Annotated in this window: 18 protein-coding genes; all 18 read right to left on the bottom strand. The window is 66.9% G+C overall.

Annotation, left to right across the window (positions count from 1 at the left end; genetic code table 11):
- On the bottom strand, positions 1 to 381 hold a 381-nt coding region (rpsK, locus tag ACSIH6_RS34100; protein WP_435112449.1), incomplete at its 3' end, for a 30S ribosomal protein S11.
- Between the two features lie 71 nt (positions 382 to 452).
- Positions 453 to 833, bottom strand: a complete 381-nt coding sequence (gene rpsM, locus ACSIH6_RS34095; RefSeq protein WP_047869971.1) for a 30S ribosomal protein S13 — start codon at positions 831 to 833, stop codon at positions 453 to 455.
- Positions 834 to 1,054: 221 nt separating this feature from the next.
- Entirely contained in the window at positions 1,055 to 1,168 is a 114-nt protein-coding gene (rpmJ, locus tag ACSIH6_RS34090) for a 50S ribosomal protein L36 (RefSeq protein WP_013156136.1), read from the bottom strand.
- Between the two features lie 47 nt (positions 1,169 to 1,215).
- Positions 1,216 to 1,437, bottom strand: coding sequence for a translation initiation factor IF-1 (infA, locus tag ACSIH6_RS34085; RefSeq protein ID WP_013156135.1), 222 nt, complete (start codon positions 1,435 to 1,437; stop codon positions 1,216 to 1,218).
- A 299-nt stretch (positions 1,438 to 1,736) separates the two neighbouring features.
- The gene (locus ACSIH6_RS34080; RefSeq protein WP_435112450.1) at positions 1,737 to 2,201 is read right to left on the bottom strand and encodes a DUF1707 domain-containing protein; all 465 of its coding nucleotides are present in this window, start codon (positions 2,199 to 2,201) and stop codon (positions 1,737 to 1,739) included.
- A gap of 59 nt (positions 2,202 to 2,260) precedes the next feature.
- Positions 2,261 to 3,085 (bottom strand): type I methionyl aminopeptidase, encoded by an 825-nt coding sequence (map, locus tag ACSIH6_RS34075; protein WP_435112448.1) that lies wholly within the window; start codon positions 3,083 to 3,085, stop codon positions 2,261 to 2,263.
- A complete protein-coding gene (locus ACSIH6_RS34070) occupies positions 3,085 to 3,744 on the bottom strand; it encodes an adenylate kinase (RefSeq protein WP_435112447.1) in 660 nt (219 codons plus the stop codon). Before ACSIH6_RS34070 ends, map begins: the two co-directional genes overlap by 1 nt.
- On the bottom strand, positions 3,745 to 5,058 hold the full coding sequence (gene secY / locus ACSIH6_RS34065) for a preprotein translocase subunit SecY (protein WP_061079601.1): 1,314 nt from the start codon (positions 5,056 to 5,058) through the stop codon (positions 3,745 to 3,747). It abuts the gene before it with no gap.
- Positions 5,059 to 5,336: 278 nt separating this feature from the next.
- Positions 5,337 to 5,801 (bottom strand): 50S ribosomal protein L15, encoded by a 465-nt coding sequence (rplO, locus tag ACSIH6_RS34060; protein WP_047869966.1) that lies wholly within the window; start codon positions 5,799 to 5,801, stop codon positions 5,337 to 5,339.
- Positions 5,798 to 5,983, bottom strand: coding sequence for a 50S ribosomal protein L30 (gene rpmD / locus ACSIH6_RS34055; protein WP_435112446.1), 186 nt, complete (start codon positions 5,981 to 5,983; stop codon positions 5,798 to 5,800). Before rpmD ends, rplO begins: the two co-directional genes overlap by 4 nt.
- A 2-nt stretch (positions 5,984 to 5,985) precedes the next feature.
- Positions 5,986 to 6,588, bottom strand: a complete 603-nt coding sequence (rpsE, locus tag ACSIH6_RS34050; RefSeq protein WP_013156128.1) for a 30S ribosomal protein S5 — start codon at positions 6,586 to 6,588, stop codon at positions 5,986 to 5,988.
- Positions 6,589 to 6,637: 49 nt separating this feature from the next.
- Entirely contained in the window at positions 6,638 to 7,018 is a 381-nt protein-coding gene (gene rplR, locus ACSIH6_RS34045) for a 50S ribosomal protein L18 (RefSeq protein WP_435112445.1), read from the bottom strand.
- Between the two features lie 2 nt (positions 7,019 to 7,020).
- Positions 7,021 to 7,557 carry a 50S ribosomal protein L6 gene (rplF, locus tag ACSIH6_RS34040; protein ID WP_435112444.1) on the bottom strand — a complete coding sequence of 179 codons (537 nt, stop codon included), beginning with the start codon at positions 7,555 to 7,557 and terminating at the stop codon, positions 7,021 to 7,023.
- A 17-nt stretch (positions 7,558 to 7,574) separates the two neighbouring features.
- Positions 7,575 to 7,973 (bottom strand): 30S ribosomal protein S8, encoded by a 399-nt coding sequence (gene rpsH / locus ACSIH6_RS34035; RefSeq protein ID WP_026115214.1) that lies wholly within the window; start codon positions 7,971 to 7,973, stop codon positions 7,575 to 7,577.
- A 270-nt stretch (positions 7,974 to 8,243) separates the two neighbouring features.
- On the bottom strand, positions 8,244 to 8,429 hold the full coding sequence (locus ACSIH6_RS34030; protein WP_017567307.1) for a type Z 30S ribosomal protein S14: 186 nt from the start codon (positions 8,427 to 8,429) through the stop codon (positions 8,244 to 8,246).
- 13 nt (positions 8,430 to 8,442) lie between these two features.
- Positions 8,443 to 9,018: a 50S ribosomal protein L5 gene (gene rplE, locus ACSIH6_RS34025; RefSeq protein WP_017567306.1), complete on the bottom strand. Its 576-nt coding sequence runs from the start codon at positions 9,016 to 9,018 to the stop codon at positions 8,443 to 8,445.
- Positions 9,018 to 9,323 carry a 50S ribosomal protein L24 gene (gene rplX, locus ACSIH6_RS34020; RefSeq protein ID WP_013156122.1) on the bottom strand — a complete coding sequence of 102 codons (306 nt, stop codon included), beginning with the start codon at positions 9,321 to 9,323 and terminating at the stop codon, positions 9,018 to 9,020. The genes rplE and rplX overlap by 1 nt, the downstream gene beginning before the upstream one ends.
- Positions 9,324 to 9,326: 3 nt before the next feature.
- Positions 9,327 to 9,695 (bottom strand): 50S ribosomal protein L14, encoded by a 369-nt coding sequence (gene rplN, locus ACSIH6_RS34015; RefSeq protein WP_013156121.1) that lies wholly within the window; start codon positions 9,693 to 9,695, stop codon positions 9,327 to 9,329.
- Positions 9,696 to 9,780 lie beyond the last annotated feature (85 nt).

The following is a 9,780-nucleotide window of genomic DNA, read 5'->3' as shown; positions in this document are numbered from 1 at the left end:
ACGGCAGCCGTTGTGCGGAACCGGCGTCACGTCCTGGATGGAGCCGACCTCCAGCCCGGTCGCCTGGAGCGAGCGGATGGCGGTCTCCCGGCCCGAGCCCGGGCCCTTCACGAAGACGTCCACCTTGCGGACGCCGTGCTCCTGGGCGCGGCGGGCAGCGGCCTCGGCGGCCATCTGCGCGGCGTAGGGGGTCGACTTGCGCGAACCCTTGAAGCCCACCTGGCCGGAGCTGGCCCACGAGATCACGGCACCGGTCGGGTCGGTGATGCTCACGATCGTGTTGTTGAACGTGCTCTTGATGTGAGCGTGCCCGTGGACAATGTTCTTCTTTTCCTTGCGGCGCACCTTGCGCGCGGCACCCTGACGGCCCTTAGGCGGCATGAGCGAAACTCCCAGAGATCATCGGTCCGTTGTCGTTCCCGGACGCGTGCTTACAGTCCAGTCCGAGCGGACTACTTCTTACCGGCCTTCTTCTTACCGGCCACGGTCTTCTTCTTGCCCTTGCGGGTGCGCGCGTTGGTCTGCGTGCGCTGACCGCGGACCGGGAGTCCACGGCGGTGGCGGATGCCCTGGTAGCTACCGATCTCCATCTTGCGGCGGATGTCGCCCTGCACCTCACGGCGCAGGTCACCCTCGACCTGGTAGTTCGAGCCGATCCACTCGCGCAGCTTGACGAGGTCTTCCTCGGACAGCTCGTAGACGCGCGTGTTGCCGTCGACGCCGGTGCTCTTCAGGGTCTCCAGGGCGCGCGTGCGCCCGATCCCGAAGATGTACGTGAGAGCGATCTCCACCCGCTTGTCGCGGGGAAGGTCAACGCCTTCGATACGTGCCATGTGGGCGAGACTCCTAGTTGCCCTATGCGGAGGTCTGGCCCGTTCCACCCTCTCGTCGCCCAATCGACGAGGCCCCGGCCTCCGACCGGGGGTGCCTCCCGCGCCGCACTGGCGGCGGGAGTCGGAACAGGTTTTCGTTGTGTCGTGCGCCCGGTGCGGTGCTGACGCACCGGCCGGGCCGATCGCGGTGTGTGAAGCCGCGGCGGGCGGAGCGGGGGTGACTAACCCTGGCGCTGCTTGTGCCGCGGGTCCGAGCAAATGACCATGATCCGGCCGTTACGGCGGATCACGCGGCACTTCGCGCAGATCTTCTTCACGCTCGGCTTGACCTTCATGGTGACTCCGAACTCATACTCTCCCGGGCCGCGAGGCCCGTGAGGGGCTACTTGTAGCGGTAAACGATGCGCCCGCGCGTGAGGTCGTACGGGCTCAGCTCCACGACGACACGGTCGTCGGGGAGAATACGGATGTAGTTCATCCGCATCTTGCCGCTGATGTGGGCAAGGACCTGGTGCCCGTTGTCGAGCTCTACCTTGAACATAGCGTTGGGTAGGGACTCGACAACGGAACCCTCGATCTCGATGGCGCCGTCTTTCTTGGCCATGTCCTTCCACGCCTCGCTCATCGTTTGGTTGATCAGGACAACCCGACGCGACCCCAGTGGCCCCGCATGACGCTACGGCCCCGGCAACGGCGGATGGCCGTCACCGACGCCGAGGGACACTGGAAGTTCAGGCCAACTGCAAAGGCGAACGTCGGTTGGAGGACGTGGCGCAAAGAAGGCAGACTGACCCAACAGCCCGCGTATGGGCAAGGACAGTCTATCCCCTTCCGGCAAGTACTTCTGACCGCCGAACGGAGCACACTACCGCACCGGAACGCGGGCGGGTACGGGCCCCGGCCCTAGGACGTCCCGTCGCCGTCGGTGTGGTGCTTCTGCCCGGCCAGGACCCCCACGGTCACGATACCCATCACGATGCCCCACGGCCCCATGACCCACAGGAACCACGGGTAGTCGTAGTCGGTGGTGAGGAACAGGATCAGCCAGATGACGAAGCACAGGATGTTGACCCCGCCGTAGAGGGCCCACGGCACCATCAGCGCCGGATCGCGCATGCTGATCCGGGGGGCCACCGAGAACTCCTCGTCCCGGGGGGCGGCCCCGCGGATGTCGGCGAGGTCGCGCTCGGGGAGGTCGTGGGTGACCGTGGCGAGCTCATCCGTGGTTCTGGCCTTGTAGACGCGGCCGAGGCGGTCGGTGAACTCCTCGTGGTCCAGCCGCCCCTGGGCGAAGTGCTCCTGGAGGAGCTGGGCGACGCGGTCGCGTTCCGCGTCGGACGTTCGCATCGACGGCACCGGGTCGGACACTGCGCGCACCTCGCATCTTCACCCGGAAGCGGCCCCGCGCTCCGCGCGGGACGAAACCCCTACCAGGTTGGCTGGACGAACCCCATGTCGGCGATTTTATCGCGGTCGGACGCGCGCGCGGTCAGTACGACGGGCCCGTCCGCGGTCACCGCGACCGTGTGCTCGAAGTGCGCGGCGCGCCCGCCGTCGCGCGTCACCACGGTCCAGCCGTCGTCGAGCTGCACCACGTCGTGGCGGCCCAGGGTGGTCATCGGCTCGATCGCCAGGCACATGCCCTCGACCAGCCTCATGCCCTTGCCGCGCTTGCCGTAGTTGAGCACGTGCGGGTCCATGTGCATCTCGGTGCCGATGCCGTGGCCGCCGTACTCGCGGACGTTGCCGTAGCCGCCGTTGCGGGAGATGTGGCCGCCGATCGCGTGGCCGATGTCGCCCAGGCGCCTGCCCGGACGCAGCTCGGCGATCCCCTGCCACATGGACTCCTCGCAGACCTCCATCATGCGCAGGTCCTCGGGGCGGCCCTCGCCGACCGCGACGGTGATCGCCGAGTCGCCGTGCCAGCCCTCCAGGATGGCACCGCAGTCGACGGAGATGATGTCGCCCTCGGCCAGCACCCGCTGAGCGCTGGGAATGCCGTGGACGACCTCCTCGTTCACCGAGGCGCAGATGGAGCCCGGGAAGCCGTGGTAGCCCTTGAAGGAGGGGACGGCGCCCGCGTCGCGGATGACCTTCTCCGCGAGGGAGTCCAGCTCCAGGGTCGACACCCCGGGCCGCACCGCGGCCCGGAGGCTGTCCAGGGCGCGGGCCACGACCTGGCCCGCCGCCCTCATCCTGGCGATCTGCTCCGGAGTCTTGATCTGCACGTCCGGATCGGTGTTGCGAAACATCAGGAGCCGGCCCCGACCTTCTCGATGGCGGCCTTGGCGCGGGCCGTCACCTCGTCCACGGTCCCCGTCGCGGCGATGGTGGCCAGCAGGCCCCGGGCCTCGTAGAACTCCACCAGCGGAGCGGTCTGCTCGCGGTAGACCTTGAGGCGGTGCCTGATGGTCTCCTCGCGGTCGTCCTCGCGCTGGTACAGCTCGGCGCCCTCGTTGTCGCACCTGCCCGCGGTCTCGGGGGCGTCGTACTCCACGTGGTACACCCGGCCGCACTCGGGGCACGAGCGGCGTCCCGACAGGCGCTTGACCACCTCGTCCTCGTCCACCCTCAGCTCCAGGACGACGTCCAGGCGGGTGTCGAGGTCGGCCAGCATGCCCTCGAGCGTCTCGGCCTGCGGGACGTTGCGCGGGAAGCCGTCGAGCAGGAAGCCCGCCGCGGCGTCGTCCTGCGCCAGCCGGTCCTTGACCATGGCGTTCGTGACCTCGTCGGGGACGAGGTCACCGCGGTCCATGTACTCCTTGGCCTTCTTGCCGAGGTCGGTCTTACCGCTGACGTTGGCCCGGAAGATGTCGCCCGTGGACACCTTCGGGATCGACAGTTCGGACGCGAGGATCTGGGCCTGGGTGCCCTTGCCGGCCCCAGGCGGCCCCACCAATACTGCTCGCATTTATCGCAGAAAACCTTCGTAGTTCCTCTGCTGGAGGTGACTCTCGATCTGCTTCACCGTGTCCAGCCCGACGCCGACCATGATCAGGATGCTCGTCCCTCCGAAGGGGAAGTTCGCGCTTGCGCCGGTGGCGCCGAGGGCGACCATCGGCAGGAGAGCGATCACACCCAGGTACAGGGATCCGGGGGTCGTCAGCCTCGTCAACACGTAGTCGAGGTACTCGGCGGTCGGACGCCCTGGTCGGATACCCGGGATGAACCCACCGTACTTCTTCATGTTGTCGGCGACCTCAGCGGGGTTGAAGGTAATCGCCACGTAGAAGAACGCGAAGCCGATGATCATGACGAAGAACGTCGCCATGTACACGGGGTGGGTGCCGGTGAGGAAGTAGTCCTGCACGAAGGTCGCCACGGGATGGGTGGAGTCCTGTCCCATGAGGCCCACGAGCAGCTGCGGCAGGTACAGCAGCGAGGAGGCGAAGATCACGGGGATGATGCCCGCCTGGTTCACCTTCAGCGGGATGTAGGTCGAGCTGCCGCCGTACATGCGGCGGCCGACCATGCGCTTGGCGTACTGCACCGGGATGCGGCGCTGGGCCTGCTCCATGAAGACCACCGCGGTGATGAGCACCAGGCCGGCGATGCAGATGAGGGCGAAGACCCAGATCGAGCGCTCCTGGAACAGCGCGATCATGGAGGAGGGGAACATCGCGATGACCTGGGTGAAGATCAGCAGCGACATGCCGTTGCCCACGCCGCGCTCGGTGATGAGCTCGCCGAACCACATGATGATGGCGGTACCGGCGGTCATCGTGAACACGATGGTCACCAGGGTCAGGATGTCCTGGTTGGGCATGTAGGAGCTGACTGGGATGGCCCCCTGGAACAGGGCGCCCGTCCGGGCCATGGCGACGATGCTGGTGGCCTGGAGGACACCGAGCATGAGCGTCAGGTAGCGGGTGTACTGGGTGATCTTGCTCTGCCCGGACTGGCCCTCCTTCTTGAGGGCCTCCAGACGGGGGATCACCACCGTGAGCAGGTTGATGATGATGCTCGCGGTGATGTACGGCATGACCCCGAGCGCGAACACCGCCAGTTGCAGCAGGGCACCGCCGCTGAACAGGTTGACGAGCGCGTACACACCGGACTGGTCGGAGGAGGTGATCGCCTCCATCTGGTCCCTGATCGCCGCGGAGTTGATACCCGGCGCCGGGATCACAGAGCCCAGACGGAAGATCGTCAGGATGAACAGTGTGAACAGCAGCTTGTTGCGCAGGTCGGGCGTGCGGAATGCACGAACGAACGCACCTAGCACGTCTCCTCCTGCGCAGCTTCGGCGGCGGAACGGGTTCCAGACATCGCGGCCGATCCTGAATCGTCGTAGAACGTCAGCTCCGGGCGGTCGCCCGTTGCTCGGAAGTATTCACAGTACGTCAAGCGGTGAACTCAAACAGATGGCACTGTAACAGTGATCACTCGGCAGTTGAGTTCGTGAGACATAACGATCACCGCTCACAACGCGTGGGGGCGTCCGCCAGCCGGTCCTTGACCTGCCGGGCGAACGCCCCCAGTCGCTCATCGCGGGGAAGCCCCCTACAGCTCGGTGGTCGAGCCACCGGCGGCGGAGATCTTCTCCTTCGCCGAGGAGGAGAACGCGTGTGCGCTCACCTGCACGGCGACGGAGATCTCACCCGTGCCCAGCACCTTGACGAGCTGGTTCTTGCGAACCGCGCCCTTGGCGACCAGGCTCTCGACGGTGACCTCGCCACCCTCGGGGTAGAGCTCGCTCAGCCGGTCCAGGTTGACGACCTGGTAGGTCGTCTTGAACCGGGCGTTGCTGAAGCCCTTGAGCTTGGGCACCCGGCGGATGAGGGGCATCTGCCCACCCTCGAAGCCGGGGCGGACGGTGTTACGAGCCTTCGTGCCCTTGGTGCCGCGACCGGCGGTCTTGCCCTTGGACGCCTCGCCACGACCCTTGCGGATCTTGGCCTTGTTGGAGCCCGGGGCGGGACGCAGGTGGTGCAGCTTGAGCAGCTCGTCGGGGTTGTAGTCGCTCATTCGGCAACCTCCTCGACAGAGACGAGGTGCGTGACGATCGTGATCTGCCCGCGAACCTCAGGGCGGTCCTCACGGACGGTGGACTTGCCGATCCGGCCCAGACCCAGCGACTGGAGAGCAGCGTGCTGCTTCACCTTGCCGCCGATCTTGGAGCGGGTCTGCGTGATCTTGAGCTTGGCCATGGTCAGGCTCCTGCCTTCGCCTCAGCGCGAGCACGCAGCATGGCAGCCGGGGCGACGTCCTCGATCGGCAGGCCACGGCGGGCGGCGATCTCCTCGGGCTGGTTGATGCCCTTCAGAGCCGCCACGGTGGCGTGCACGATGTTCAGCGGGTTGGACGAGCCGAGCGACTTGCTCAGCACGTCGTGGATGCCGGCGCACTCCAGCACGGCGCGCACGGGGCCACCGGCGATGACGCCGGTACCCGGAGCGGCCGGACGGAGCAGGACGACGCCGGCCGCGTCCTCGCCCTGGACCCGGTGCACGATCGTGCCCTGGATGCGGGGGACGCGGAAGAAGTTCTTCTTCGCCTCCTCGACACCCTTGGCGATCGCGGCCGGGACCTCCTTGGCCTTGCCGTAACCGACACCGACCATGCCGTTGCCGTCGCCGACGACGACCAGGGCGGTGAAGGAGAAGCGACGGCCGCCCTTGACGACCTTCGCGACCCGGTTGATGGTCACGACCTTCTCGATGTAGGAGACACCCTTGTCTGCGGCGCCGCCGCGGCGATCGTCACGGCGATCACGCCGCTCGCCACCGGCGCCGCGCCGCGGTGCTGCAGCCATCAGTGGTTCCTCTTCTCGTGGTTGATCTTGGCCGTTGCAGAGGTCATCGCTAGAACTCCAGCCCGCCCTCGCGCGCCGCGTCGGCGAGCTTGGCGATACGACCGGCGTACTGGTTGCCGCCGCGGTCGAAGACGACCGAGGAGACACCGGCGGCCTTGGCGCGCTCGGCGATGAGCTGACCGACCTTGACGGACTTGTCGGACTTGGTGCCCTCGTCGGCGCGCAGATCGGCCTCGACGCTGGAGGCGGCGGCCAGGGTGTGACCCCTGGTGTCGTCGATGACCTGCGCGACGATGTGCTTGGAGGAGCGGAACACGGCCAGGCGCGGACGCTCGGCGGTACCCACGACCTTCTTGCGGACGCGGAACTGGCGGCGCACACGGGAGGTGGCGCGCTTGGCGGTCCGCTTGCGGCTCACGGTGCTACCCATGCCTACTTACCAGCCTTTCCGGCCTTGCGGCGGATGTGCTCACCCTGGTACCGCACGCCCTTGGCCTTGTACGGGTCAGGCTTGCGCAGACCGCGGATGTTCGCGGCGACCTGGCCCACCAACTGCTTGTCGATGCCCTCGACGTGGAGGATGGTCGGCTTCTCCACGCGGAAGCTGATGCCCGCGGGGGGCTCGACCACGACGGGGTGGCTGTAGCCCAGCGAGAACTCCAGGTTGGAGCCGCGGGCCTGGACGCGGTAACCCACACCGTGGATCTCCAGCGTCTTGGTGTAACCCTTGGCCACGCCCTCGACGAGGTTGGCGATGAGCGCACGGGTAAGACCGTGCAGCGAGCGGTTCTCCGGCTTGTCGTCCGGACGCGCCACCGTGACAACCCCGTCTTCGAGGGCCACGGTGATCGGCTCGGCGATGGTGTGCTTCAGCTCGCCCTTCGGACCCTTGACGGTGACGTCCTGCCCGTTAATCGTGACTTCGACGCCCTTGGGGACCGAGAGCGGCAGTCGACCGATTCGCGACATGCTTCAATCTCTCCCTGTTACCAGACGTAGGCGAGGACTTCGCCGCCCACGCCACGCTTCTTGGCCTGCTTTTCGGTCATCAGGCCACCGGACGTCGAAATGATCGCCACGCCGAGGCCACCCAGCACCCGCGGCAGGTTCTCCTTCTTGGCGTACACCCGCAGACCGGGCTTGGAGACCCGGCGGATGCCCGCGATGGAACGCTCCCGGGTGGGGCCGTACTTCAGGTCCAGGACGAGGTTCTGGCCCACGGGGGCCTCCTCGGTCCGCCAGCCCTGAATGAAGCCCTCCTGCTGGAGGATCTCGGCGATGTGCGCCTTGATCTTGGAATACGGCATTCCCACGGTGTCGTGGTAAGCCGAATTCGCGTTGCGCAGACGCGTGAGCATGTCTGCGATCGGGTCGGTCATCGTCATGGCCGACTGGCCCTTCCTCACCGCGGTTTCCGAGTGCGGGCTTTCCCAGAGCCTGCCCTTGCGCGGGTACTCCCGCGAAGATGCACAAACGGACCTACGGCGTGGTCGTGGGCACCGCGGTCCCCTTCGGGACTGCCGTGCCCTGGTGGTTGGATGTTGCCGGACCGTGCCGCATCGTGCGGTCACGGACGCTGTGCGCGCCGAGGATGGCGCTTCGGGGGGCCGACTCCGTGCGCTCAGGGGAGAGCGACCGGTCGGCCCCGCCGGAAACTACCAGCTCGACTTGGTGATACCGGGCAGCTCGCCCCGGTGGGCCATCTCACGGAAGCAGATACGGCACAGGCCGAACTTCCGGAAGACGGCGCGCGGGCGGCCGCACCGCGAGCATCGAGTATACGCGCGAACGGCGAACTTCGGCTTCCGCTGCGACTTCGCGATCAGCGACTTCTTGGCCATGTGTGCTTACCCCTCAGGCTTCCTTGAACGGGAAACCGAGCCGCTTGAGCAGGCTGCGGCCCTGTTCGTCGCTCGTGGCGGTGGTGACGACCGTGATGTCCATCCCACGCTGCCGGTCGACCTTGTCCGGGTCCACCTCGTGGAACATGACCTGCTCGGTCAGCCCGAAGGTGTAGTTGCCGTTCCCGTCGAACTGCTTCGGGGAAAGGCCACGGAAGTCCCGGATACGGGGCAGGGCCAGGGAGAGCAGCCGGTCGAGGAACTCCCACATCCGGTCGCCGCGCAGCGTGACGCTGGCGCCGATCGGCTGACCCTCGCGCAGCTTGAACTGCGCGATGGAGTTCTTGGCCCGGTTGATCCGCGGCTTCTGGCCGGTGATCGCCGACAGGTCGGCGACCGCGCCCTGGATCAGCTTCGCGTCACGAGCCGCCTCGCCCACACCCATGTTGACCACGATCTTCGTCAGACCGGGGACCTGCATGATGTTGGCGATGTCGTGCTCCTCCTTGAGGGCAGCGACGATCTCGTTCCGGTACTTCTCCTTGAGCCGCGGCATCGGAGGGGCGGTGATGTCGTTGGTAACCGTCATCAGATGTCCTTACCGGTGCGGCGGGAGACGCGAACCTTGGTTCCGTCTTCCTCGAAGCGGTAGCCGACCCGGGTGGCCTTGCCGTCCTCCACGAGCGCGACGTTGCTCACGTGGATGGGGGCCTCCTTGGTGACGACCTCGCCCTGCTGGCCGCCCGCCGGGTTGGCCTTCCTGTGCTTCTTGACCAGGTTGACGCCCTCGACAACGACACGGTCTTCCTTCGGCAGGGCCTTGACGACCTTGCCGGTGGCACCCCGGTTCTTGCCGGCGAGAACGATGACCTCGTCGCCAGATTTGATCTTCATCGCTTAGAGCACCTCCGGCGCCAGCGAAATGATGCGCATGTACTTCTTGTCACGCAGCTCGCGGCCGACCGGGCCGAAGATGCGGGTGCCTCGCGGGTCCCCACCGTCCTTGATGAGCACGGCAGCGTTCTCATCGAAGCGGATGTAGGAGCCGTCGGGCCGGCGGCGCTCCTTGACGGTGCGCACGACAACGGCCTTGACGACGTCGCCCTTCTTGACTCCAGCGCCAGGCAGGGCGTCCTTCACCGTGGCGACGATGGTGTCGCCGATCCCGGCGTAGCGCCGACCCGAGCCACCGAGAACACGGATGGTGAGGATCTCCTTGGCACCCGTGTTGTCGGCGACCTTGAGTCGCGACTCCTGCTGAATCACGTCTGCTCCTGATGTGATGCGTGCGGTCCACTGCCGCACGGCTAGGTGGTCTCACCCCTGGGATCGGCGGCTGACACGGGTGTCG

The sequence above is a fragment of the Nocardiopsis synnemataformans genome (assembly GCF_965343085.1).
In the GTDB taxonomy this organism is placed as follows: domain Bacteria; phylum Actinomycetota; class Actinomycetes; order Streptosporangiales; family Streptosporangiaceae; genus Nocardiopsis; species Nocardiopsis alborubida.
Note: the sequence above shows the minus strand (reverse complement) of the source record. Positions and strands in the feature narration are given on the sequence as shown.

Coding starts and splice junctions, on each gene's coding strand:
- rpsM (WP_047869971.1), bottom strand. CDS start 833: ATGGCACGTATCGAAGGCGTTGACCTTCCCCGCGACAAGCGGGTGGAG.
- rpmJ (WP_013156136.1), bottom strand. CDS start 1,168: ATGAAGGTCAAGCCGAGCGTGAAGAAGATCTGCGCGAAGTGCCGCGTG.
- infA (WP_013156135.1), bottom strand. CDS start 1,437: ATGGCCAAGAAAGACGGCGCCATCGAGATCGAGGGTTCCGTTGTCGAG.
- map (WP_435112448.1), bottom strand. CDS start 3,085: ATGTTTCGCAACACCGATCCGGACGTGCAGATCAAGACTCCGGAGCAG.
- ACSIH6_RS34070 (WP_435112447.1), bottom strand. CDS start 3,744: ATGCGAGCAGTATTGGTGGGGCCGCCTGGGGCCGGCAAGGGCACCCAG.
- rplO (WP_047869966.1), bottom strand. CDS start 5,801: ATGAGCGACTACAACCCCGACGAGCTGCTCAAGCTGCACCACCTGCGT.
- rpmD (WP_435112446.1), bottom strand. CDS start 5,983: ATGGCCAAGCTCAAGATCACGCAGACCCGCTCCAAGATCGGCGGCAAG.
- rpsE (WP_013156128.1), bottom strand. CDS start 6,588: ATGGCTGCAGCACCGCGGCGCGGCGCCGGTGGCGAGCGGCGTGATCGC.
- rplR (WP_435112445.1), bottom strand. CDS start 7,018: ATGGGTAGCACCGTGAGCCGCAAGCGGACCGCCAAGCGCGCCACCTCC.
- rplF (WP_435112444.1), bottom strand. CDS start 7,557: ATGTCGCGAATCGGTCGACTGCCGCTCTCGGTCCCCAAGGGCGTCGAA.
- rpsH (WP_026115214.1), bottom strand. CDS start 7,973: ATGACGATGACCGACCCGATCGCAGACATGCTCACGCGTCTGCGCAAC.
- ACSIH6_RS34030 (WP_017567307.1), bottom strand. CDS start 8,429: ATGGCCAAGAAGTCGCTGATCGCGAAGTCGCAGCGGAAGCCGAAGTTC.
- rplE (WP_017567306.1), bottom strand. CDS start 9,018: ATGACGGTTACCAACGACATCACCGCCCCTCCGATGCCGCGGCTCAAG.
- rplX (WP_013156122.1), bottom strand. CDS start 9,323: ATGAAGATCAAATCTGGCGACGAGGTCATCGTTCTCGCCGGCAAGAAC.